The organism is Clostridia bacterium (assembly GCA_019683875.1).
Classification (GTDB): domain Bacteria; phylum Bacillota; class Sulfobacillia; order RBS10-35; family Bu92; genus Bu92.
The window spans coordinates 1-22,468 of the sequence record JADGHN010000019.1; the positions used below are offsets into that span (position 1 = coordinate 1).

Annotated in this window: 27 protein-coding genes; 9 read left to right on the plus strand and 18 right to left on the minus strand. The window is 71.0% G+C overall.

The window, feature by feature from the left end:
- The first annotated feature begins 277 nt into the window (after nucleotides 1–277).
- Both IRZ18_02760 and IRZ18_02765 read left to right on the plus strand, forming a co-directional pair.
- A complete protein-coding gene (locus IRZ18_02760) occupies nucleotides 278–1,048 on the plus strand; it encodes a DUF421 domain-containing protein (protein ID MBX5476026.1) in 771 nt (256 codons plus the stop codon).
- 110 nt (nucleotides 1,049–1,158) lie between these two features.
- Nucleotides 1,159–1,656 (plus strand): tyrosine-type recombinase/integrase, encoded by a 498-nt coding sequence (locus tag IRZ18_02765; GenBank protein MBX5476027.1) that lies wholly within the window; start codon nucleotides 1,159–1,161, stop codon nucleotides 1,654–1,656.
- A gap of 75 nt (nucleotides 1,657–1,731) precedes the next feature.
- Here IRZ18_02765 and IRZ18_02770 read toward each other — a convergent pair whose 3' ends face one another.
- The 5 genes from IRZ18_02770 to IRZ18_02790 all read right to left on the minus strand — a co-directional run bounded on the left by IRZ18_02770 (nucleotide 1,732) and on the right by IRZ18_02790 (nucleotide 4,353).
- Complete coding sequence (locus IRZ18_02770) at nucleotides 1,732–2,286, minus strand: AbrB/MazE/SpoVT family DNA-binding domain-containing protein (protein MBX5476028.1); 555 nt, start codon at nucleotides 2,284–2,286, stop codon at nucleotides 1,732–1,734.
- Nucleotides 2,287–2,412: 126 nt separating this feature from the next.
- The gene (locus tag IRZ18_02775) at nucleotides 2,413–2,688 is read right to left on the minus strand and encodes an IreB family regulatory phosphoprotein (GenBank protein ID MBX5476029.1); all 276 of its coding nucleotides are present in this window, start codon (nucleotides 2,686–2,688) and stop codon (nucleotides 2,413–2,415) included.
- A gap of 151 nt (nucleotides 2,689–2,839) precedes the next feature.
- Nucleotides 2,840–3,067, minus strand: a complete 228-nt coding sequence (locus IRZ18_02780; protein ID MBX5476030.1) for an alpha/beta-type small acid-soluble spore protein — start codon at nucleotides 3,065–3,067, stop codon at nucleotides 2,840–2,842.
- Nucleotides 3,068–3,220: 153 nt separating this feature from the next.
- Complete coding sequence (gene speD, locus IRZ18_02785) at nucleotides 3,221–3,640, minus strand: adenosylmethionine decarboxylase (protein MBX5476031.1); 420 nt, start codon at nucleotides 3,638–3,640, stop codon at nucleotides 3,221–3,223.
- A gap of 275 nt (nucleotides 3,641–3,915) precedes the next feature.
- Nucleotides 3,916–4,353: an SH3 domain-containing protein gene (locus IRZ18_02790; GenBank protein ID MBX5476032.1), complete on the minus strand. Its 438-nt coding sequence runs from the start codon at nucleotides 4,351–4,353 to the stop codon at nucleotides 3,916–3,918.
- A 142-nt stretch (nucleotides 4,354–4,495) separates the two neighbouring features.
- Between IRZ18_02790 and IRZ18_02795 the strand changes: the two genes are divergently transcribed.
- Nucleotides 4,496–5,218 (plus strand): SDR family NAD(P)-dependent oxidoreductase, encoded by a 723-nt coding sequence (locus tag IRZ18_02795; protein MBX5476033.1) that lies wholly within the window; start codon nucleotides 4,496–4,498, stop codon nucleotides 5,216–5,218.
- A 40-nt stretch (nucleotides 5,219–5,258) separates the two neighbouring features.
- Here the strand turns inward: IRZ18_02795 and IRZ18_02800 are convergent, their stop codons facing one another.
- The 5 genes from IRZ18_02800 to IRZ18_02820 form a co-directional block, all read right to left on the minus strand.
- A complete protein-coding gene (locus IRZ18_02800; protein ID MBX5476034.1) occupies nucleotides 5,259–6,089 on the minus strand; it encodes a flagellar motor protein MotB in 831 nt (276 codons plus the stop codon).
- Nucleotides 6,082–6,873, minus strand: coding sequence for a flagellar motor protein (locus IRZ18_02805; protein ID MBX5476035.1), 792 nt, complete (start codon nucleotides 6,871–6,873; stop codon nucleotides 6,082–6,084). Before IRZ18_02805 ends, IRZ18_02800 begins: the two co-directional genes overlap by 8 nt.
- A gap of 76 nt (nucleotides 6,874–6,949) precedes the next feature.
- Complete coding sequence (locus IRZ18_02810) at nucleotides 6,950–7,393, minus strand: hypothetical protein (GenBank protein MBX5476036.1); 444 nt, start codon at nucleotides 7,391–7,393, stop codon at nucleotides 6,950–6,952.
- A complete protein-coding gene (locus IRZ18_02815) occupies nucleotides 7,350–7,754 on the minus strand; it encodes a hypothetical protein (protein ID MBX5476037.1) in 405 nt (134 codons plus the stop codon). Before IRZ18_02815 ends, IRZ18_02810 begins: the two co-directional genes overlap by 44 nt.
- A gap of 90 nt (nucleotides 7,755–7,844) precedes the next feature.
- Nucleotides 7,845–8,435, minus strand: a complete 591-nt coding sequence (locus tag IRZ18_02820; GenBank protein MBX5476038.1) for a sulfite oxidase-like oxidoreductase — start codon at nucleotides 8,433–8,435, stop codon at nucleotides 7,845–7,847.
- Between IRZ18_02820 and gabT the strand changes: the two genes are divergently transcribed.
- Entirely contained in the window at nucleotides 8,389–9,900 is a 1,512-nt protein-coding gene (gabT, locus tag IRZ18_02825) for a 4-aminobutyrate--2-oxoglutarate transaminase (GenBank protein MBX5476039.1), read from the plus strand. The two genes, IRZ18_02820 and gabT, sit on opposite strands and share 47 nt — an antisense overlap.
- Before the next feature lies 1 nt (nucleotide 9,901).
- Here gabT and IRZ18_02830 read toward each other — a convergent pair whose 3' ends face one another.
- The 3 genes from IRZ18_02830 to IRZ18_02840 all read right to left on the minus strand — a co-directional run bounded on the left by IRZ18_02830 (nucleotide 9,902) and on the right by IRZ18_02840 (nucleotide 12,890).
- Entirely contained in the window at nucleotides 9,902–10,555 is a 654-nt protein-coding gene (locus tag IRZ18_02830) for an ECF transporter S component (GenBank protein ID MBX5476040.1), read from the minus strand.
- A 342-nt stretch (nucleotides 10,556–10,897) separates the two neighbouring features.
- Nucleotides 10,898–12,388 (minus strand): leucyl aminopeptidase, encoded by a 1,491-nt coding sequence (locus IRZ18_02835; protein MBX5476041.1) that lies wholly within the window; start codon nucleotides 12,386–12,388, stop codon nucleotides 10,898–10,900.
- 40 nt (nucleotides 12,389–12,428) lie between these two features.
- Nucleotides 12,429–12,890 (minus strand): DUF2203 domain-containing protein, encoded by a 462-nt coding sequence (locus IRZ18_02840; protein ID MBX5476042.1) that lies wholly within the window; start codon nucleotides 12,888–12,890, stop codon nucleotides 12,429–12,431.
- Nucleotides 12,891–13,036: 146 nt separating this feature from the next.
- Here IRZ18_02840 and IRZ18_02845 point away from each other — a divergent pair, with 146 nt between their 5' ends.
- From IRZ18_02845 to IRZ18_02860, 4 genes are all read left to right on the plus strand, one after another.
- Nucleotides 13,037–13,906, plus strand: coding sequence for a serine acetyltransferase (locus IRZ18_02845; protein ID MBX5476043.1), 870 nt, complete (start codon nucleotides 13,037–13,039; stop codon nucleotides 13,904–13,906).
- Between the two features lie 107 nt (nucleotides 13,907–14,013).
- Entirely contained in the window at nucleotides 14,014–15,207 is a 1,194-nt protein-coding gene (locus IRZ18_02850; protein MBX5476044.1) for a hypothetical protein, read from the plus strand.
- Between the two features lie 23 nt (nucleotides 15,208–15,230).
- Nucleotides 15,231–15,911: an endonuclease III gene (nth, locus tag IRZ18_02855; protein MBX5476045.1), complete on the plus strand. Its 681-nt coding sequence runs from the start codon at nucleotides 15,231–15,233 to the stop codon at nucleotides 15,909–15,911.
- The gene (locus IRZ18_02860) at nucleotides 15,895–18,132 is read left to right on the plus strand and encodes a hypothetical protein (GenBank protein ID MBX5476046.1); all 2,238 of its coding nucleotides are present in this window, start codon (nucleotides 15,895–15,897) and stop codon (nucleotides 18,130–18,132) included. The genes nth and IRZ18_02860 overlap by 17 nt, the downstream gene beginning before the upstream one ends.
- A gap of 5 nt (nucleotides 18,133–18,137) precedes the next feature.
- On the opposite strand, the gene IRZ18_02865 is transcribed toward IRZ18_02860, so the two are convergent.
- Genes IRZ18_02865 through IRZ18_02880 form a run of 4 tightly spaced genes read right to left on the minus strand, consistent with a single transcriptional unit; the run spans nucleotide 18,138 to nucleotide 21,670 of the window.
- Nucleotides 18,138–18,971 carry a hypothetical protein gene (locus IRZ18_02865; GenBank protein ID MBX5476047.1) on the minus strand — a complete coding sequence of 278 codons (834 nt, stop codon included), beginning with the start codon at nucleotides 18,969–18,971 and terminating at the stop codon, nucleotides 18,138–18,140.
- Entirely contained in the window at nucleotides 18,971–19,705 is a 735-nt protein-coding gene (locus IRZ18_02870; GenBank protein ID MBX5476048.1) for a glycosyltransferase family 2 protein, read from the minus strand. The genes IRZ18_02865 and IRZ18_02870 overlap by 1 nt, the downstream gene beginning before the upstream one ends.
- Complete coding sequence (locus IRZ18_02875; protein ID MBX5476049.1) at nucleotides 19,651–20,538, minus strand: copper transporter; 888 nt, start codon at nucleotides 20,536–20,538, stop codon at nucleotides 19,651–19,653. Before IRZ18_02875 ends, IRZ18_02870 begins: the two co-directional genes overlap by 55 nt.
- A gap of 10 nt (nucleotides 20,539–20,548) precedes the next feature.
- Entirely contained in the window at nucleotides 20,549–21,670 is a 1,122-nt protein-coding gene (locus IRZ18_02880; GenBank protein MBX5476050.1) for a hypothetical protein, read from the minus strand.
- A 126-nt stretch (nucleotides 21,671–21,796) separates the two neighbouring features.
- Here IRZ18_02880 and IRZ18_02885 point away from each other — a divergent pair, with 126 nt between their 5' ends.
- Nucleotides 21,797–22,126: a DUF1805 domain-containing protein gene (locus IRZ18_02885; protein ID MBX5476051.1), complete on the plus strand. Its 330-nt coding sequence runs from the start codon at nucleotides 21,797–21,799 to the stop codon at nucleotides 22,124–22,126.
- A 96-nt stretch (nucleotides 22,127–22,222) separates the two neighbouring features.
- Here IRZ18_02885 and IRZ18_02890 read toward each other — a convergent pair.
- A partial coding sequence (locus tag IRZ18_02890; GenBank protein MBX5476052.1) for a L,D-transpeptidase occupies nucleotides 22,223–22,468 on the minus strand: 246 nt, incomplete at its 5' end.

Sequence of the window (22,468 nt, forward strand, 5' to 3'; positions counted from 1 at the left end):
CCTCCCACCTCCGTTCCCCAAACGGACACCAACGTGAACGCGCCGCGGCCCGCGAGCACCCACCCGGCCATCAGGACGACGACCAGCCCACCCGCCACGACGACGCCGATGCGCACGCGCACGGCCCATCCCCTTCCTGCCATATTCTGGCAATCCATATTCTCCGGACCGCCCGGGAGTCCTGCCATAAATTGGGATTCTTGCGGCAGGCATGGCATCGGGTCTGCTGCGGCAGCCTTCATGGGGGTGGCGGCAGACGCATGAAGGGGGGCTTCACGTGACGGAGGTGCGTCAGCTCGCGCCGCTTGCGTTCGGCATGGTGTGGAAGGCCGCGTTCTTCTACGTGCTGCTGTTGGTGCTTCTGAGGTTCATGGGGAAGCGGGAGATCGCGTCGTACGCGCCGCTGGACCTTGTCGTCTCCATCATGCTCGCCGACGCAGCCATCATCAGCATCGAGGACGACCGCATCCCGGTGCTCGTCGGCATCTTGCCGGTGCTGGTGCTGGTAGCGGCCCAGATCCTGCTCTCCTGGCTCAACCTCAAGAGCCCGTTCGTCCGCGATGTCGTCGAGGGGGTGCCGACGATCGTGATCCGCCACGGGATCGTCGATGAGACCGCGCTCCGGCGACAGCGCATGAATCTGACCGAACTCCTGTCCAACCTTCGCCTGCAGAACATCCAGAACCTCGAGGACGTGGAATGGGGGATCCTCGAGCCGTCCGGCCGGCTGAGCGTCATGCCGGTCACGGCCAGCCGTCCGGTTCAGCCGCGGGACCTCCAGTTGACGCCGCCGGCGGAGGCGCGCCCGATGTATCTCGTGCTCGACGGTGCCGTCGACCACCGGGCTCTCGCCGAGATCGGGCGAGACGACGGCTGGCTCGCCGCCCAGCTCCGTCGCGCCGGCGTCCCGTCGCCGCGCTCCGCCTTCCTCGCGGTCCTCGATCCGGCCCGCGGCACGCTCGCCGTCCAGCCCAGGCAACGCCGCGGGCAGCCGATGCGTCCCGTCACGGTGCAGACCGACGCGCGCATGTCTCAACCGGACCGGTGACTGGGCGGATCTGCCGCAGGTCGCAAGTTTCTCCGGGCGCCGTCGCCGCCCGGGACCGCATGGCGCGCCCGCCTTGCCGGGACACTAGCCGCAGGAGGCTCGGCGCGAAGATGAACATCGAGGACGCATTGGTATTCGGCGAACGGGAGCGGGACCTGATCTATGCGGCGACGACCCGCTCCGCCACACCGTACCGCGATCGGGCCCTGATCGAGCTCTTCTATCACCACGGGCCGACGGTGCGTCAGGCGCTGGCCCTGGAGGTCGGGCACGTCAACTTCCCCGCGGGCCGCGTGTACTGGCCCAGCGAGGCGCGGGAATGCCGCCTCGCCCCGGAGGCCCTGAACGCGCTCGCCAAATACGTGGCGCTGGAGCGCAATCCCCGCTGCCCGGCGCTGTTCACGACCCGGCTGGGACATCCCTTGACGCCGCGCCAAGTGACGGCCCTGTTCCGACGCCTCCGGGACGTCACGGGACTGCCGATCACCCCGTTCACCCTGCGCATGGGATCCCTATACCGGTGGCTTGAAGAGCAGCCGGTCGAGGCGGTCGCCGGCCTGCTGATCGCCCGGCGGCGGGAACGCGGTCCCCGCATCCTGCGGTCCTAGCTCGCCCGCGGCTCGCGGCCCGCCGTGCTCCGCGCCCCGCTCCGCACCCCGCGGCGCGCTTCACTCTTCCGTGCTTCACTCTTCCATGTGGCGCGAGACGAAGCTGGCCGCCGTCTGGGCGAGTTTCGTCTCCAGCTGCGTGACCGGCTTCTCCTTGGATGTCGAGGCGAGGATGATCGTCCCCAGCGGGTCGCCGTGGACGACGATCGGCGCGATGACCTCGCTCGCGAACGGACACGGGCCGTCCTCGCCCAGCAGGGAGCCCGCGTGCGCGTGGCGGTCGGGCGTGAACACGAGCGTCTCGCGCCCGTCCATGGCCTGCATGACCACGGGGCCGACCGGCTTGCCGCGGTAGGCCCGCTCCTCGCCGCCCGCCACGGCCACCACCGTGTCGCGATCCGTCATCATGGCCACCAGGTACGTCGTCTCGTGCAACGACTGGACGATGCCGCGCGCAAAATCGCCAAGCTCCGCCACGGCGGAGTACTTCTTCAGGATGACCTCGCCGTTCTCGTCGACGAAGATCTCAAGGGGGTCCCCGTCGCGGATGTTCATGTCGCGGCGGATCTCGATCGGAATCACGATGCGTCCGAGGTCGTCGATGCGGCGCACGATGCCGGTCGCCTTCAAAGGCAGCTCACTCCGATCCCATGCGACGTTCGCTGGGCTAGTATGCGTCGCGGCCGGAGTGAACATGTAACACGGACGCCCCAGGGGACGGAGCGTCCGTGCGCGATGGCGGCCGCCGCGCGACAGTCATGGGCGGTGATGCTTCAGGTAAAACGCGACGAGTTCTTCGATGACCTCGTCCCGCTCCAGCCGCGCGGCCAGGCTGCGGGCGTTGCGGTGGGCCGTGATGTAGACCGGTTCGCCGGTGACAAGGTAGTAGGCGATCTGCCGGATCGGGTCGTACCCTTTCTCCCTGAGCGCCTCGTACACCTCGAGCAGGATCTCCCGGTTGGAGCGGCCTTCGCCGGAGGCCCGCCCCAGGACGCGCGTCTCGTCCGGATTGATCCGTTCCTCTTCGGCCATGCGTGGCACCCCCACGCCGTCAGCTTCGCCATCATCATCGCACACTTCCTGCCAATTGGCACCGTCGCGCCGTTCTGCGCCGCGGGAATGACAAGAAGGGGTCGCCGGCTCGACGACCCCTCGATGTTTTCGGCAGACCCGCATCACGACGTTACCGCGTGAACGTGCGGCCGGCCAGTTGCGATTCCGCCTGCTCAATCATCTTCTTCACCATGTGACCTCCCACGGCGCCGCACTGCCGGGCGGGCAGATCACCCCAGTAACCGCTGGCCGGCGGGTTGACGCCGATCTCCTGGGCCACCTGATACTTGAAGTTGTCCAAAGCCTGCGCGGCTTCACGGACGAGAACCCTGTTGCCCGTATTGCTTCCGCGTGCCATTTCGTCACCTCCTCCAGCTGGAGTTCACGAGTATTTTGCGGCGGCCGCCACTGCGCCCATTCCTGCGCGACGGCGAGAATATTTAACAAAACAAGAAACCCGCACAGGGTGCGGGTTTTCGGGACAACGGACGCGCGGTCGAGGGGGCCGCGCTCAGGAGGTCTTCTGGCGGGCCAGGGCAAAGTCGTGCGCTTCGAAGATGCCCTGCTCGTCGCCGCGGACAAAGTAGCGCGCGTAGTGACGCCCGGCGTTGAGCCGGCGAACGATGTACTCGCAGGCGACCGCCGGCTCAATGTGGTCGCCGCATGTGAAGATGTCGAATGAGGCATAACCGTGTTCGGGAAACGTGTGGACGGAGATGTGCGACTCCGCCAGGACGACGACGCCGCTCAGCCCCTGGACCGGGAACCGGTGAAAGGAGTCGTCGACGATCGTCGCGCCACACTCGACGGCGGCGCGGCGCATGGTGTCCTTGACGGTTTCGAGGTCGTTGAGGGTGTCGTAGTCGACGTCCCACACATCGAGGAGGATGTGCCGCCCGCGCGTCTCGTGAGAACCCAGTTCCATGGCCATAAAAAAACCCCCCCATTGCCCTGCTGGATCCCGGCTCTCTCAAGCCGGACGGGGCCATCGTTTTCGCCACGGGGGAGAAGTCGGGCACAGCGGCCGCACGCGGCCGATGCCCCAACCCTTTAAGCGAAACTAGGTCCCTGTGATGCAATTCGACGTTCATTCTAATGAGGGGGTCCAAGCGCGTCAAGGCTCGAAACGCGAGTGAAACAAAGGGAAAGAGGACGGTCGCCGTTCCGTCCTCTTTGGGTCGATCTGCCGAATGGTGTCGCCCGCGGTCACTTGCCGGAGGCTTTCAAGTACTGGGAAGCAACCCAGCCTTCCAGCGTGTTGTTGAAGTTGATCTTCGTCCAGTCGCCCTCGACCTGCTCCACCGTCACCTTCGCGCCCTTCATCAAGACGCCGATCCGCTGCGAATTGGCGTCCGGATCCTGGCGAACGTTGAGGACGTCGGCGACGACGACGGCCAGGGTGGCCCCGGCGCCACCGGTGGGCGTGCTGACCTCGCTGGCGCTGCCGACGCCCATCGCCGTCACCTGCGACTGCAGGTTGCTGATCTCCGCCTCAAGTTGATCGACGCGCTGGGCCAGCGAATCGAGCGTCACCCCCGAGTCGGCGCCCGACGTGAACAGGCTGCCGCACCCCGTCCCAAACGCCAGCACCGCCGCGACAGCGGCCGCCACCGCCCAAACCTTCCGCCGCGTTGCGCGCTGCATGCTGTCCACCCTCCCTTCGCCGGATCTATATGAGGACTGTCCGGCGGATATGTCCGGGCCGCCTTGCGCCGTGACGAGGGATGCGCGCACGATGACTCAGGTGCGCTGCGGCGCGCCGACACCACGTGAGGAGGCGGAGCGCATGGACGGCGTGGTCATCGTCACCGGAGGCTCCGGAGGCGCGGGGCGGACAGTCGTGAGCGAACTGGCGAGGGCCGGCCGCATCGTGCTGTACACCTACCGGTCCGCGCGCGCCCGCGCGGAGCTTGAGGCCGGACTGAATGAAGAACGCGCGCGGGTGTTCGCCGAAGCGGTCGACGCCACGGACGCGGCGGGAATGGAGCGCCTTGTGGAGGACGCGGCGTCGCGCTTCGGGCGCGTCGCCGGGCTCGTGAACCTCGTCGGGGCCTTCGCGGGCGGCCGGGCGTACGAGACGGGCGTCGACGAGTGGCGCCGCCTGTGGCAGGCGAACGTCGACAGCGCGTTCGTAGCGGCCCGCGCGGTTCTGCCGCACATGCTGCGCCAGGGTCACGGTCGCGTCGTGCTGGTCGCCGCCCGCTCCGCCCTTCACCCTCGCGCCGCGCTCGCCGCGTATGGCGTCACCAAGGGCGCCGTCGTGCGCCTGACCGAAGCGCTGGCCGAGGACGTGCGCGGCACCGGCGTCACGGTCAACTGCCTGGCGCCGGGCGTGATCGACACGGAAGCGAACCGGCGGGGCCGCCCCGACGCGGACCGGCGGACATGGGTCTCGCCGCTCGCCATCGCGCGGGTGATCCTTTGGCTGCTGTCGCCGGAAGCCGCGGTGGTGAACGGCGCCGTCCTGCCGCTCGAAGGGCCCGAGGGCGCGGCGCCCTCCGGAACCTGAACCGGCGCGCGCCGGACGAAGGCGCTCGCGGCGCCGCGGGTCAACGGGAGGGCGGGAGCGCAGGCTGCGCCTCGCTCGGCAAGACCGGCGGCGAGGCCAGGGTGTCCAGGATGGGGATGTCCACGCCGGTGCCCCCCGACGTGTCCCTCAGCACGACCAGGTCCACGCGACGGTTGCGCGCGCGGTTCTGGTCCGAGTCGTTCGGGTACTTCGGGTGGAACTCGCCCAGCGCCACCGCCTTCAGCCGGTGCGGATCGAGGCCGCCCGACTCGGACAGGAACCGGACCACGTTCGTGGCGCGCCGGGCGGACAGCTCCCAGTTCGTGGGGAACTCCGCCGTGCTGATCTTCAGGTCGTCCGTGTAGCCGTCGATCTCGATGGCGTTCGGAACGCGGTTGAGCAATGGCGCCAATTTGAGGAGGAGGCTCTTGAAGGCCGGTTGCAGGTCGGCCTTGCCGAGCTTGAAAAAGGCCGCCTCTGCGCTGAAGCTCACGACCAGGCCGCGGTCGGAGAGTTCGATGCGGACCTTGTCGGCGAGCCCGGCCTTCACGACCTGCTCGGCGAGTTCGCGCCCGAGGTCTGCCAGCGTCTGTTGCTCCGGCAGGCTGTCCGGGACGAGCGCCGGCTTGGCGGTCGTCGCGATGACCGCGTTGCCGCTGGACTGGCCGTACAGGCTCTGCTTCAACGCGTTGCTGAGCGTGATGAACCGCTGCTGATCCAGCTTGGACATGGAGTACAGCACGACGAAGAACACCATCATCAGGGTGATCAGGTCGGCGTAGGTCAGCAGCCAGCGCATGGCGCCCGTGTTGTCGTGGGCGCCGCCGCCACCGCCTCCGCCACTGCCCGTGACGCCCCTTGCCCTACGCAACGTCCTCCCCCGATTCGCCGGACGAACCCGCCCGGGAGCGCGCCGAATGCAGGAAGACCTGCAGCTTCTCGCGGAGCAGGCTGGGGTTGTCCCCCTGCTGGATGGACAGGATGCCCTCGAACGCCATCTCCCGCATGGCGAGCTCCTCCGCCCCGCGCGCCTTGAGCTTGGCCGCGAGCGGCAACCAGATCACGTTGGCGGTGGAGATGCCGTAGAACGTGGCCAGGAACGCCACGGCGATGGCCGGGCCCAGCGCTTCCGCGTTCGTGAGATTGCTGAGCACGTGCACGAGTCCCATCACCGTGCCGATGATGCCCATCGTCGGCGCGTACCCGCCCGCCGTCTCGAAGACGGCCGCGGCGCCGTGGCTGCGGCGCTCGGTCAGAAGAAGCTCCGTTTCCAGAAGGTTCTTCACCATCTCCGGGTCCGCCCCGTCGACGACAAGCTGCAACCCCCGCGCCAAGAACGGGTCCTCGGCACGCGCGATGTCCGCCTCCAACGCGAGCAAACCCTCGCGCCGCGCCTTCTGCGCGAGCTCCACGAGCCATTCCGCCAGCTGGAGCAGGTCGATGCGCGGCCGCTGAAGCGCCCGTCGCAACTGACGGGGGATGGCGGCGATGTCCTCGAGGTTGTGGCTGATCATCGTCGCGCCCAGCGTGCCGCCGACCACCAGGAGCGCCGCGGAGGGGTTGAGCAACGATGCGAGATGGCCGCCTTCCATGGCGTTGGAGCCAAGAATGGCCACGAGGGCCAGAAGGAGGCCGATGATGACGGTGATGTCCAACGGTCCACGCTCCCCGCCCTGGCATGATCGCCCGTGTCTCTTTTGTTATCGGGCTCCGCGGGCGCGGAGTTGAGCCTCAGTCCAGGTCGAGCTGCAGGTTCTTCTGAACGTGCACCTTGGACGGGTCGTAGTCCACCATCTTCGTCAGAAACGTCTCGAACTGGCCGGCCAGGTCCTGGCGCCAGAGGCGCCGGCCGTGATAGTGGAGCCAGGGTTCAAACGTGGTGATGAGCTTGCCGCCCCGGAACAGCGCGATGACCGGGGTCAGGTCGAGATGGTAGGTATCGACCGCGTGGCGCTGCTCCTCGTATTGCCGGCGCATGTCCGCGAACGCGTCCGCGTCCGCGACGAAGCCGGAGATGCGGTCGGCGCGTCCCTGGACGGCGGCGGCGAGGACGCCGGCCAGGGTCCTCGACACGTCGCTGCCGTCGTCGAAGAGCACGAGGACGGAGCCGCCGCGCTGCAACACTTCGCGTTCAAAGGTTTCCGGCGTGACTCGGGGCAGACTCGGCGTCGTCATCAAATACCCTCTCCTGATTCGTGAACTCGCCCGCGCGCGCCGCGTTCCGGTCTCGAACGGACGCGATGGCGACCGCCACCCGGCGGCCGCGCCGCTCCAACACGAGCGTGGCGCCGTGTTCGAAACGCACGGTCAGGCCCAGGCGCCGGGCGGGCCGCGGCGGATTGCCCCCCGAGACGCCCACGAGGACGATGTCCCAGGGCCGGACGCGCCAGTGCAGCACCCGGCCGTCGTTCGTCCAGACCTGCAGGCGCCCGCCGGCGGCGCGCAACAGCGTGACGCCATCGATGCGCATCGGTCGCGCGGGCGGCATGGCCCGCGAGGAGACGGCGCCTTCATCTTCGGTACGGCGGATGGCCACAGCGGACACTCCTCTGCCAACTCCGCCTCCCGCTTCGACTCGCTTCGGCACCGCTCCTTCTGCCTGTCGACCGTTTCCGACAGGGAACGCCTACTGGAAGCGCTCTTCCTTCCACGGGTCGCCCCGCATGTGGTAGCCGTACCGCTCCCAGAAGCCCGGGGTGTCCTCTTCGACGAATTCGAAGCCGCGCACCCACTTGGCGCTCTTCCAAAAGTACAGGTGCGGCACGACGAGCCGCAGCGGCCAGCCGTGTTCCGGCGTCAACTCCTCGCCGTCCGCCGCCCAGGCGAGGAGGTTGTCCTCCCGCAAAAGGTCCTCGACGGGCAGGTTCGTCGTCCAGCCTTCCTCCGCGTGGACGATGACGAAGCGACCCTCCGGCTTCACGCGTGCCTTCGCGACGATGTCGCGCACGGGAACGCCGGTGAACGTGGCGTCCAGCCGGCTCCAGCGCGTGACGCAGTGGATGTCGCGCGTGATCGTCTTCGCCGGCATGGCGCGGATCTCTTCGTACGTCCACTCGCAGGGGTTCTCGACGAGCCCCGTGATGCGGAAGCGCCAGGTGGCCAGGTCGACCTTCGGCACGTCGCCGTAGTGCAGCACCGGCCAGCGTTGGGTCACGTACTGTCCCGGAGGGATGCGCGGCCGCTCCTGTGCGGCCGGCTCGGCCGAAGGGTTGTCGATCGTCAAGGGCGCGCCCCCCTTCTCGCATTGGCATTATACCCGCCGTGTCGCGCCCGCCGAGCGCCTTCGTGTAGACTTTTGGCGCAAGCCCAGAGATGAGGGGGACGCTGACGTGAAGCGCTGGATCGAACTGAAGACCGAACTGCCGGGCCCCCGGTCCCGTGAGCTGCTGGAGGCGAAGCGGCGCGCCGTCGCGGACGCCTTCGACATCCACGCGCCGATCGTCGTCGAACGTGCGGAAGGGGCGCTGGTCACGGACGTCGACGGCAACCGCCTGATCGACTTGAGCGGCGGGCTGGGCGCGTTGAACGTGGGCCACGCCCACCGGCGCGTCGTGGAAGCGATTCAGGCACACGCCGCGCGGTTCATCCACACCGACTTCACGGTCATTCCGTATGCGTCCCTCATCGAACTGGCCGAGCGGCTGGCGGAACTCGTGCCCGTGCCCCATCCGGCGAAGGGCGCATTCTTCAACTCCGGCGCGGAAGCGGTGGAGAACGCGGTCAAGATCGCCAAGGCGTACACGCGCCGGCCGGCGGTCGTCGCGTTTGAGCGCGCCTTCCACGGGCGCACCTGGATGGCCATGTCGCTGACGAGCCGCATTCGCCCGTACAAGAAGGGTTACGCGCCGTTCGTCCCGGAGGTCTACCGCGCGCCCTACCCGTACGTGTACCGCAGCGAGACGGGCGACCCGGACCTTGAGGCGGAGCGGTGCCTTACCCAGTTGCGCCGAATGTTCGAGCACACCGTCGACCCGGACACGGTGGCGGCGATCGTCGTGGAGCCCGTGCAGGGCGAGGGCGGCTTCATCGTGCCGCCGGCCTCCTTCCTGCGCGGCCTGCAGGAGATCGCGCGCGAGCACGGCATCGTGTTGATCGACGACGAGGTCCAGACGGGGTTCGGCCGGACGGGCGCCATGTTCGCCGCGGAGCACTTCGGCATCCAACCGGACCTCGTCACGCTGGCGAAGTCCATCGCCGCCGGCATGCCGCTCTCCGCCGTCTTCGGCCGCGCGGAGGTCATGGACGCGGCGCCGGCCGGATCCATCGGCGGGACGTACGTGGGGAACCCCGTGGCCTGCGCCGCGGGCCTTGCGGTGCTCGACGCGTTCCGCGAAGAGGACCTTCTCCGTCGCGCGCGGGAGAGCGGGGAGCACCTCATGGCGCGTTTCGGCGAACTGCAGGAGCGCCACCCGCTGATCGGCGACGTGCGCGGTCTCGGCGCCATGGTCGCGATCGAGCTGGTCCGCGACCGGAAAACGAAAGAGCCGGCCGCGGCAGAGACGAAGCGCGTCATCCAGAAGGCGCTGGCCAACGGCGCGATCTTCGTCAGCGCGGGCGTCTGGGGCAACTGCGTCCGCGTGCTCGTGCCGCTGGCCACGCCTAAGGATCAACTGGACGAGGCGCTCGACGTGCTCGACGAGGCGCTCACGTCCGTCGAACGGGAGATCGGCCTCCGCGCATGAGTCACTCCGCGCTGCCGCGGGTCCCCTTCGCCCTGAGGGCGTCCGCCCGTCCGGGCGCCGGTTCCGGGACGGCCGCGCCGGCCGGCTGGACCGCTGCCGCACCGGCGGCGGCCGTCCCCGCGCTCGCGGTCAGGCGCGCGCCCAGGCGCGCCCAGACGGCGTAGGCGAGGACGGACGAAAGGGAGAACTTGACCAGATTGAAGGGCAGGATCGCGCCCCACACGGTCGGGAGGACCTGCGCGCTCGGCACTCCCCAGGCGGGCAGGAAGACGAGCGCGTTCGCCGCGGCCATCACCATCGAGACGAGCAGCGCGGCGCCCGCGAGGGCCCAACCGGCGCTCCGCCGGCCTCCCGCGGACCAGAGCGCGGCGGCGCTGACGACGAACACGCCGCCCGCCAGAGTGTTGGCCGCGATGCCGATGGGCGTCGCACCCTGCAAGAGGAAGCTCAAGGCGTTCTTCACGACCTCCGCGGCCAGCCCGGCCCACGGTCCCAGGGCAAGGCCGACCAGCAACGCGGGCACGTCGCCAGGGTCATACGTCAAGTAGCTCGGGAAGATCCCCAACGGGAAGGCCACATACATCAGCACGAAACCGAGCGCGCCAAGCACGCCGGGCAGCACGACGCGCCGGGTGCGGTGAACGACAGGATTCATTGTGTGACGCCTCCAAAGGCGTACACACCCGGGGCGAACAAAAAACCCCGACCCATGGACGGCTCGGGGCATGGAGACGCAAAGCGTCCCGCGCCTTCTCCCATCCGGACTGTACCGTCGGCTCCGGACTGGAAACGGCGTGGCGCCGTTTCTCCACCGGATCTGCGGCCGCGGCTCTGCCGCGCCGCTCGCGGGCTCCGCTCCTTGCGAGCGCTACCGCCGGTCAGGAATTGGGGCCGAAGCCCCTCACCTTGCCCCGAAGGCGTGTCGCGTATCGATTTTCGGATTCGGCCGAATCCAGACCCACCCTACCGCGGGCGGGCTCGTCCCGTCAACCGGCGCTCACTCGGCTTGCTCCGCGCCGAGGCGTTCCGCGAGGAGCGCCAGCGTGCGCGTGCCGAAACCGTTGGCGAGGTCCTTGGCCTCCGGGTGGTAGGGCCGCTTCTGGCCGCTGACCGCGCCCGCGATGTCGAGATGGCACCAGGGCGTCTCTTCCGCGAATTCCCGGAGGAACATGCCCCCCACGATGGAGCCGGCCTCCCGTTCCCGCGCCGCGTTGCGGATGTCGGCGTACGAGCTCTTGATGAGCTCCCGGTACGCCGGGTCGACCGGCAGCGGCCAGAAGCGCTCGCCGGCGGCGGCGCCGGCGGCTTGGACGGCGCTGCCCAGGTCGGCGTCGCTGGCCATGATCACGCCCATCTCCCGGCCCAGGGCCACGACGGCCGCGCCGGTGAGCGTGGCGATGTCGACGATCCAGCGTGCGCCCTGGAGGACCGCGTACGTGATGGCGTCGGCGAGCACGAGGCGGCCTTCCGCGTCCGTGTTGGCGACTTCCACGGTCTTGCCCGACAGAGTCCGGATGACGTCGCCCGGGCGGTAGGCGCGGCCGCTGATCGCGTTCTCCGCCAGAGCGACGACGCCGAGCACGTCGATTCCGGGCCGCAGCTCGGCGATCGCCCGCATGGCGCCGGCCACGGCCGCCGCGCCGGACTTGTCCATGCGCATCGTCTCCATGCCGGCCGCAGTCTTGATCGACAGGCCGCCGGCGTCAAACGTGATCCCCTTGCCCACGAGCGCGAGCAGGGGGGCGCCCGTCTGTCCGCAGGAATACCGCAGCGCGACGAGGCGGGGCGGGTTGTCGCTGCCGCCGCCGACCGCGAGAATGGCGCCGCAACCCTCGGCAGCCAGCCGTTCCTCGTCCCAGACCTCGATGGACAGGCCCGTCTCCTGGGCAAGCGTCCGAAGGCGCTCGGCGAAAGCCCGCGGGGGCAGGACGTTGCCGGGTTCGTTCGCGAGGTCGCGCGCCAGGGCCACCGCTTCGGCGAGGGTGCGCCCGCGCCGAACGCCGGCCGCCAACCCCGTCCCCTCGCCGTGGATGCCGACGGTCTCCACCCGCGGACCGGCCGCGGCCGCACGGTGGTGGTCGAACCGGTAAAGCGCCATGCCGATGGCTTCGGTCATCGCCTGCGCCGTCACGTGACCGGGCAGGTCGACCTGGAAGACTTCGACGCGCACCACCCGGGCGCCCGCGGCTTCGGCCGCCCGCATCGCCGCCGCCGCGGCGCGGCGCACGTCCTCCGTGCCGGTCTCCTCGCGCGGACCCAGGCCGGCCAGGACCACGTGCCTGGCCGGCATGCGGCCGGCGGTGAAAAAGACGCGCGTCGCGCCCGGCTGCCCGTCGAAACCGGCGGCGTAGGCCTCTTCGAGCGCACCGCCGAGGCGCTCGTCGCACGCGCGCGCGGCGTCCGTCAGCTCGCCGCCCGCGAAGCCTCCGACGACGAGGGCGTCGGCCGCCTCGTCGATGGCCGTCCGCCCCGAAATCTCATACTGCACGTCGATCTCTCCTTCCGCCTCGCGGGGCAGGCCCGCCGATTCACGGGACGTGCGCCGGCAGAGGCTTGCGGCCCTGAAACCCGGCGTCAACCTCGTGGTAGTACATGACCCATGGGTCGTCGCACCGCCAGCAGAGATAGACCGGACGGCCGTCGATCTCCGCGGGGAAGTCGACGATGCCGGCCTCGATGTCCTTGAGGACACAACCGAAGTTCTGGATCTCTTCGATGATGGCGTTGCCGTCCGCGACCATGCGCTCCAGCCGCGCCGTGGCTTCGGCCTGGTCGTACAGGCGGATCAGGTTGCCTTCGCGCGCGTAGCCTTTGAGTCGCATACGCTCCATGCGAACGAATTCGCTCTGGACGTCCGCGTGAAGGGTCCGGAGCCGCAGGACCAAGTCTCGCAGGCGAGGGACGAGGGCGTTCGCTTCGGCGACCGTGAAGCGGCGTCGCTGGGGATGAAGTGTGGCCGAGTGCTCGGAAATTTCGCATCCCTCCCGCACGTCGCAGGCTTCTCCGGAAAGGAGACAGTCCCTGCTCGCGGGGCGCTCGGTCGAGATGTTCCCTTGGATCCGGCGCACCGCCGTACAATACCCTCAAGGACCTCGAACGCCGCTGTCAACCCGGATCGAGCAGGAGGTTCTTCCAAATGGCCTTGGACCATGATCGTTTGACGCGCGTCGCCCACGCGCTCTTCGAAGGCGAGCAACAGGCAACGGTGCGGGCGCCGTCCGCCAGCAAAATCGTCGAATGGGCGGAGGACGTGCGCCGCGTGCTGTTCTGGCGCCATTTCGGGCGGGATCGCAAGATCGCGACGCTCGGCCACCTCATCGAGGAGGTCGGCGCCCTGGAGTGGAACCTCGCGCGGCTCGTCCACGACACGCTGTGCGGGGATTGCGGGGAACAGGACGGCCCGTGCCCTGAACTGGACCGCGCCTTCGACCTGGCGCGCGCCTTCACCGATTCGCTGCCGGAACTGCGCGCCACGCTGATGGAGGACGCCCAGGCCGCATATGACGGCGACCCGGCCGCGCGCAGCCTGGACGAGATCATCCTCGCCTACCCCGGCTTCTTCGCGATCACGATCTACCGGGTGGCTCACCGGCTGCTGGAGCTCGGCGTCCCGTTGCTGCCGCGCATGCTGACCGAGTACGCGCACAGCCGGACGGGCATCGACATCCACCCCGGCGCCGAGATCGGCCGGCACTTCTTCATCGACCATGGCACGGGAGTCGTCATCGGCGAGACGGCGCGCATCGGCGACCGGGTCAAAATCTACCAGGGAGTGACCCTCGGCGCCCTCAGCTTCCCGAAGGACGAGCGCGGCAAGGTGGTGCGGAACACGAAGCGCCACCCCACCATCGAGGACGACGTCACCATCTACGCCGGCGCGACGATCCTCGGCGGGCGCACGGTGATCGGCCGCGGCTCCGAGATCGGGGGCAACGTGTGGCTGATTGAGTCGGTGCCGCCCGGAAGCAAGGTGTTGAACCGGCCGCAGATCGAGGTGCGCGCGTAGCGCCCGCGGCGGGGCGCGGCGCGACCGGCACGCTCCGGCCGCCTCAAGCATAGCGACCGCGTGGCCGCCATAACCGTGAAAACGCCACGTGAGGGAGGCGTTTCACGGTGCCGCGTCGCACGCGAGCGCTGCGCTGGATCGCGATCTCGGCCGCCATTGCCGCAATGTGCGCTGGAGCGTGGTTCGCGGCGGCGCGGTGGCCGGCGGGGGCTCCCGCCGGAGGCGCGTGGCTGCTGGCGCCCACGAATGGCGGTGCGGCCGTCGCGTTTTCCCCATCCGGCCGGCAGGTGCAGTTGCGCCGCTGCCCACCCGCCTGCCCCGACGGCCGCGTGGCCGCCTGGGCGTTGGCGGGCGACGGCCGGACGCTCGCGTGGATCGAGCGCACGGACGACGGCGAGACGCTGCACGTCCGCTCCACGGACGATGGCGGGGCCGCGGAGTGGACGGCGCCGTTGCCGGAGACGGCGCCCCTGCCGGGGGAACGCCTGCCGCCCCTCGCCCCGCGCCTGACGTGGAGCCCGAACCACCGCGCCGTGCTCGTGCTGCCTTTGGAAGGCCCGCCGCTCGTGGCGTGGACCGACGTCCACGACGTCGTGAACCTTGAGGCGCCGCCCGCGCGCGAGGTCCGCGCCGTCGCATGGTCGGCCGGCGGAGCGGACGTGGGCTTCGTCGCAGCCAGCCGCGACAGCGGCGACGAGCGCGCGGGCGCCGTCCTGATCGCTGATGCGCATACGGGGCGCGTGCGGGCGCAGGCGGTGGCCGTGTCGCCGGCCGCCGGGCTCGCATGGGTCGGCGACCGCCTCGTGTTCGCGGCGTACGCGCGGCTCGATTGGGCGGCCGCCCCGGCGCAACCCCGCGATCCGCGCCTATGGTCGCTCGCGCTCGACGGGCGGCTGAAGGCCTGGACGCCGCTGCCGCCGGGGTGGCGTCCCGCCACGCTGGGTGGGTCGGCCTCGTCGTCCGATCCGCTTCTCTTCGCCGCGCTGGTTTCCGACACGGCCGGCCCGACGCCGTCCGCCGACCTCTGGGCCTTCGACCCGCAGCGCCTTGAATGGCGCCGGTTGTCCAAGTTCCGCGCGGGTTCGCGGATCGTGGCCCTCGCCCCGGCGCCGGACGGCCGCCGCGCGGCGTTCGTCGTGGAGCAGCGCGGCGCCGGGCGCGCGTACCGCACGATGTGGGTCGTCGCCTTCCCCGACGCGCCGCGGCGCCTCGGCGCAAACGACGGGTACGGCCAGCCGCTCTGGGCCCCGCGCCTGCCCGCCCCGTGGACGACGACGTCCGGCTGGCTTCCCAACGCCTAGTCGCGTCGTGGTAGCATGATGCCATGGCCAGCGCACGTCATCGAGAGATCCTGGAGCGGTTGCGCGCGCTCTACCCGAACCCGAAGACGGCACTCCACTGGACCACTCCGTTCGAGCTGCTCGTCGCCACCATGCTTTCGGCGCAGTCCACGGACGCGCGCGTCAACCAGGTCACGGCGCGGCTGTTCCCGAAGCACCGCACGCCGGAGGACTTCGCCGCCCTGTCGCCCGAGGAGCTCGCGGAGCAGATCCGGGACGTGGGCCTTTTCCGGACCAAGGCCGCGCACATCGTTCAGACGGCGCGCCTCCTCGTCGAGCGGCACGGCGGCGAGGTGCCGCGCGACCGCGAGGCCCTCGAGGCCCTCCCGGGAGTCGGGCGGAAGACGGCGAACGTGGTCCTGGCCAACGCCTTCGGAATTCCGGCCATCGCCGTCGACACGCACGTGTTCCGCGTGGCCAACCGGCTCGGCCTCGCCCGCGCGAAGACTCCGGAAGAGACCGAGCGGCAGCTGATGCGCCGCATTCCCCGTGAGGACTGGGCGGACGCGCATCATTGGCTGATCTACCACGGCCGGCAGGTCTGTCACGCCCGCAGGCCGCGCTGTGAAGACTGCGCGTTGGCGGACCTCTGCCCTGCCGCGCGCCGGAACGGCGTCGTGGCGAAGAGCGCCCGCAGGGACGGCACCCATGCGCATCAGGCTTAGACGGGTCGCTCTCGCCGGATGGCTCGGCCTTGCCCTCGCGCTGTCCCTCCTCCCCGCCGCCGCCGCCGCGGCCCCGGGAAACGCCGTGCGGCGCGCCGTGGTCGTCGTCGTCCCGGACCTTTCGTGGAGCGACGTGACCGCGCCGGTCCCCTCGCTGCGCAACTTCACGAACCGCGCCGCCTGGGCGTCCGTCAACGTGCGCGGGGGCAACGCGACGCGCGTGGCGTCCTATCTCACGCTCGGCGCCGGCGCGCAGGCGGAGGCCACCGGACCGCCGGAGGCGTATGACGCTGCCGAGGTGACGCCGGAAGGCGTGGCCGCGTCGGTGCTCCTCCGGCGGACGGGCGTCGAGGCTCCGGCCGGCGCCGTCGTCGTGCCCCGCATGGCCGCGCTGGAGCGGGCCAACGCGAACCTGGGAGGGGGGCCGGGCGCGCTGGGCGACCTTCTCCGCTCCGCCGGGATCCAGACGGCGGTGTGGGGCAACGCGGACATCCCCGGCCAGGTCGAACGCGGCGCCGCCGTCATGCTCGCCGACCGCCGCGGCCTCGTGGCGATGGGCGACGTGTCCGAGCGAACGTTGCGAATGCGGGCGGACGCGCCGTACGGCATCGACACGGACCTCGACGAGCTCCGCCGCTGGTGGCGCTCCCTGCCGGCGCCGGATGCCGGCGGGCCGAGGTTCGTCGCCATCGAGGACGGCGACCTGTGGCGCCAGCGTTCGTACGCGGCGTGGACCACCGACGCCGTCGCCGCCGCGCAGCGCGCGGCCGCCCTCCACCGGCTGGGAGACCTGCTCGCGTTCCTGATGTCCTCGCTCGACCCGTCGCGGGACGCGCTCGTGCTGCTTTCGCCGGTGCCGCGCGAGGCCACCGGGCTGGCGCAGGACACGCTGACCCCGTTCGCCGTCTGGGGACGGCCGGGCGGTCCGGGTCTCGTCGTCTCGCCCAGCACGCGCCGTCCGGGGTTGGTGACCGCCAGCGACCTGCTTCCCACCGTCGCCGCGTGGTTCGGGTTGACGGCTCCGGTCGAAGCGACCGGGCGGCCGGCGTACGTCGTTCCGGCATCCGTGGCGGCGGCCGGAATTCCCGGCGCGTCCGACGGCGCGACGCTCGCCCGGCAGGTGCACGACCGCTCCGTGGCCATCGACCGCCTCCGGCCCGAGCTCATCAAGGGTTGGATCCTCGTCTACCTCGTCGCCGTCGCCACGGCGGGCATCGCGCTTGTGGCCGGGCGGCGCCCGTTGAGGTGGGTCGGCTGGCTGTTCCTCCTGCTGGCCGCCTTCGGTCCTGGAACGCTGCTCGCCGTCGGCTCCCCGTGGCCGCCGTGGCGCGGCCTCGCGTCCGGCGTCGCCGATACGGCGGGAGCCGCGCTGCTCCTGGTCTTCCTTTCCGCATGGGTTGGCGCGCGAGTGTGGCGCCGTCCGGTCGGTGGGCTGTACGCCCTCTCGCTCGTGGCCGCCGCGCTCCTCACGGCCGATGCGCTGCGCGCCGGCGCGTGGACGCGGTGGTCGTACCTGGGGTACTCGGCCCTCTCCGGCGCACGCTTTTACGGCATTGGCAACGAGTTCATGGGCGTCTGGATCGGCGCGGTGCTCGTCGCCACCGTGGGACTTCTGGAGCGCTGGCCGAGGCGAGGCCACTGGGGGGCGCTCTTGCTGATGGCCACGTGCGTGGGGCTCCTGGCCTGGCCCGGGGGCGGCGCCAACTTCGGGGGCGCGACGGCTGCTGTCCTTGCGTTCGTGCCCACGTACCTCTACGCCGTGCGCCGCCGCATCGACTGGCTGGACCTTTTCTGGGCCGCGCTCGGGTTCGTCGGTGTCGCGGCGCTGATGGTCACGCTCGACATCATCCTGGGAAGGGGCCACCCCTCCCACGTGGGACGGCTGGCCCTGGAGGTCTGGCATGCGGGGCCCGCGCCGCTCGTGCGCATCGCCGTGGGCAAGCTGGCCATGGAGTGGCGGCTCATCCAACTCACGATCTGGACGAAGCTCCTCGCCGTGTTCCTCGCCAGCAGCGCCATGCTCATGCTCTGGTCGCCGGAGCCGATGCGGCGGCTGTGGGCCGAGCAGCCGGCGCTGCGCGTCGGCGCCTTCGGGTACGCCCTTGGAACGTTTGCGGTGATCGCGCTCAACGACTCGGGGGTTGTCGCCGCGGCGACGATGCTCACGATGGTGGCGGCCGCGTTCTTCGGCAGCGTCAGCGAGCAACTCGGCAAGCCCTGAGGCGCCTACCGGTCCGCCGGGCGGCCGAGCCGGTCCAGCCACCGGATCCAGGGGTGCGACTCGATCCACGCGGTAAGGGAGCGGCGCTCAATCCAGACGTGAAACAGCGCCAGCAGCACGAGCATGGTCAGGCGCGCCGCCCGATCCGGCACCCCGAGCCAGCTCAGCCCGGCCAGGACGCCCAAGGCGTTCGAGCCGGTGTCGCCCATCATCGCCCGAGCGCGCAGATCCCAGGCGGCGAAACCGAGCACGGCCGCAAGGTACGGCGGCAGCCACGCGGAGCGCGTGCCGAGGAGCCACGCCGCCCCGACCAGGACCAGCCAGGCCTTGACGGCCCGTCCTGGGCGCAGGTCGAAGGCGTTCAGCCCGTTGATCGAGAGGGCCACCAATAGAGCGTCGGCCAGCCATGCGGCCGTCCCGCCCGCCCCGTGTGGCGGATGCACGGCCGCGGCCGCGACGAGGGCGAACGCGCCGCCGCCGGCGAGCTTCCACACGCCGGTCGTCACCCGTCCCCGCAGGAGCGCCCGCAGGTGACCGCGGAGCCCTTTCTCCGACGCGCTGCCCCACCGATCGTCCAGCCATCCGAGCACGGCCAGGACAAGCGGCCCCGCCCACCACGTCCACGAGGGTGTCGTCCGCCAAGCGCCAACGAGCCACCCGCCGAGCATCCCGGCGGCGACGAATGCCCAGCCGGCGCCGAGAGGAATCGCCTGACCTCGATAGTTCCGCGCCACCCAGCCCCGCCGGGGGAACGCCCGCACGCTCCACGCGGCGCCCGCGGCCGACGCCGCCGCCGCGACGATCCACGCCGCCCACGCCATCGGAATGTCCCCCGCCATCATGAGCCTCCCGCCGCACGGCCGCCGCGCCGCCGCCAGAGCGCCCGCGCCACGGCCAGGAACTGCCGCCCGCGGTGGATGAATCCGCGCACCGACCTGCCTGTCACCGCGTGCGCGGCCGAGACCGGCAGGGTCACCTCCACCACGCGGCCGCCGCGGCGGGCCACGTCGATGTCGAGCCCCACCTCGAGCCCGAAGCCCGGCTCCAAGCGCACGGAGCGCAGGAGTTCCGTCCGCGCGGCCCGCTGCCCGGACAGCGGCGCGGCGAGCGTGAGCCCCGACAGGCGCCGCACGCCCCATCGCGCGAGGCGCAGGACGGCCCCGACGCCGCCCCCGGCGCCCGCCTTCCCGAAGACGCCGATCGTCATGTCGGCCTCGCCGCGCCGCACCGGCTCGATGAGCGGCGCGAAGTGGCGAATCGTGGCGCCGAGGTCGGCATCGGCGAGGAGCGTGAACGGCTGGCTGGCCTCCTTGACGGCCGCGGCCACCGCCTGTCCCTTGCCGCGATGCGGCAGTCGCAGGACGCGCGCGCCCGCCGCCGACGCCCGTTCCGCAGTCGCGTCGCGCGACCCGTCATCGGCGACGATCACTTCCCGCACGCCCGGCAGGGAGAAGGCCGCCGCAACGCTGTCCGCGACGCGCTCCTCCTCGTTGTAGGCCGGAATGATGACCGTCACCATCACCGGCTCGGACCCGTCCCCGCGCTCGGCGTCCCCGCCTCCCGCGGCCACCATCCCCTGTCCGCCGGCTCGGTCCCGTAGTGGCCGTCCGCGCCCGCCAGCAGCCGCACGAGCGCAACCTCGCCCTCCGGACGGTCCAGGTGGTCGACGGTCGCCGTGGCGGCGCTCCAGAAGTTGCGCGCCATCGCGGCGACGGCGTCCCCGTCGGTGGCGACGACCGCGTGCAGCTTCAGCCGGGCCGCCGCGTCCAGCCAGGGTTGCACGAGCTGCCGCCACTGGGCGGGGGTGAGCGCCTCGGGACAGAGCACCACGAGGCCGTCAAGCGGCCCCGGCGCCGACGCCACCCACGTGACGGCGCCGGCTTTCACGGCGCGGTCGATCTCCGTCCCGGGCGCCGTCAGGGCCTCGTCCGCCCAGGCGGCCACGTATCGCTCCAGCGGCTGGGAGCGTCCCTCCTGGGCGGCCAGCGCGGCGAGCGTCTCATCCGCGCCCCGCAGGAGGGCGGGGTCCATGGTCAGCACGAAGCTCCACCCGCCGCCGGCCGCCCGCACCGCCTCCAGCGCCCGTCCCTCAAGGTCGGGCGCCCCGACGTTGACGACCCCGACCGAGCGGCCTTCGAGCACCCCGCGCACCAGTTCCGCCGTGAGGCGGCCGGACGTGGCCTGCCCTTCCTCCGCCTGCTGGCGCTGGGCGTCGATCGTGGCCTGCGCCTGCTTGAGCTGCGCCTCCTCGTCGGCCAGCCGCAGGTGAAGTTGATGGATCACGTCCTCCTGCTGTGCGATGACGGCCTCCGCCTTGGACCCCATCATCCCGCCGATGGCGATGCCCAGACCGAGCGCCAGGAACACCGCCACGAGGGAGAGCGCGTGCGTTCGCCAGTCGATCATGGCGTGCCTCCTACCAGCCGAACCACAGGCGGACCTTCCAGTACAGGAGGCTCACCGCGGCGCGCATGAGCGGCGAGGCGAGCGCCACGAGCCCGGCCGGGATGAGCGCCGCGACGGTCAGCGCCACGAGGTATCCCGGCCGGAACGAGGTCCGATAGAGCTGGTGGACGCCTTTGGCGTCGACCAGCATGTGGCCGACTTTCATCCGCGTCAGCAGGGTGCTGGCCATGCCGGCGCGGTCCTTTTCCATGAAGTCCACGAACCCGGAGTGGCTTCCGACGAGCACGAGGAGCCTCGCGCCGTGGTCGTAGGCGAAATGCAGGGCCACGTCCTCGCTGGTGCCGGGCGCGCGGAGGATGTCCGCTTCCAGGCCGAGCCGCCTCACCCGCTCCAGGCCCGGGGCGCGGCCGTCCGGATACGCGTGAACGACGATCTGCCGCGCCCTGCGCAGGGCTTCGTCTCCCACGCTGTCCATGTCGCCGACGACCACGTCCGGGCGCAGGCCGAACTCCAGGAGCCCGTCCGCGCCGCCGTCGACGCCGATGAGGACCGGACGCACGTCCCGGATGTAGGTGCGAAGCGTCTCCAGGTCGGCGCGGAAGTCCAGCCCCCGCACGACGATGAGCGCGTGCCGGCCGCGGATCGGCACGCGCGCCGGCGGCACCTCCAGCGGTCCGAGCAGCGTCTCCTTTTCCCGGTCGGCGTGCTCCACCGTGTTCTTCAAAAACGCGACGAAGTTCGCGTGAAACCGGGCGCGGTGCGCGGCGCGGTCCCGCTCGAGCGTCTCCCGCGTGACGCGCCGGCCGCGGGCCACGAGACGGTCGTCCACCCAGATGGCATCGCCGTCCAGGCGCACCGGCGCGCCTTCCGGGATGAGGTCGAAGACAGCCTCGCCGGCGGAATCGATCACGGGGACGCCGGCCTCCAGCAGCAGGTCCGTACCCTCCGCCGGGTACCGGCCGGTCACGGACGGGGCGGCGTTGATCACCGCCTTCACCCGGGCGGAGAGCAGCGCCTGGGCGGCGACGCGGTCGAGGTCCGGGTGGGCCAGGACGGCGATCTCGCCGGGTATCAGGCTGCGCACGAGGGCCTTTGTCCGCCGCCCGAGACGGGCGCGGCCGCTGACGACCATCGCGTCACCCCCTGGGCATTGTATCCCGACGGCGCGCGCCCGGAATGCACGGGACAGGCCTGCGGCGGCGTAGCATGACGGGGAGCCGCCCGGGACGGGCGGCCCGAGGAACCGGAGGTGAAGCGAGTGGTCACCCTTCAGCCGCTGGACCTGCCCGGCTGCACGGCCATCGGAGTCGTCGTGGAGCTGCCGCGCACCCGGCTGATCGCCGCGACGGCGGGCGACGGCTACATCATGTGCGGCGCGTTGGACGTGAACCTTCTCAACACGAGGCTGAGCGATCGCGGAATCATCGCCGGGCGCGCCATCGGCGTCCGCACGTTGGACGACCTCCTGGAAGCGCCCCTCGAATCGGTCACCGACGCGGCCCAGGCGATCGGCATCACGCCCGGCATGCGCGGCCAGGACGCGCTTCTGCGCATGGCGCGGTACGCGGGCGTCGCACGCCCCGGCTGACCGCCCAAGCGGACGCATCCGGCCGCCCCGGTCCGCGTCGACCGCCGGCCGCCGCCCGCCGGCGGCCGGTCCGCCCGCGCGCCGTTCCCGGGCGGTTCAGGAGGTGCCCGCCGTGTCCGCGTTCACGTAGCGAATCTCGACGGGCGTGCCGATCTTGACCCAGTGGTAGAGGGCCTCCATGTCGCCGGCCGGCAGGTTCACGCAGCCGTGCGTCGGGCCCGGCTCCTCCTCGTCCGTGGCGTCGTTGATCTTGTACGCGTGGAAGCCGTAGTTGCCCTGGATCTGCAAGAAGTTTCGAAGGTAATATTCGTGTCCTTCCGTCTCCCGGTACAGCCCCGTGTG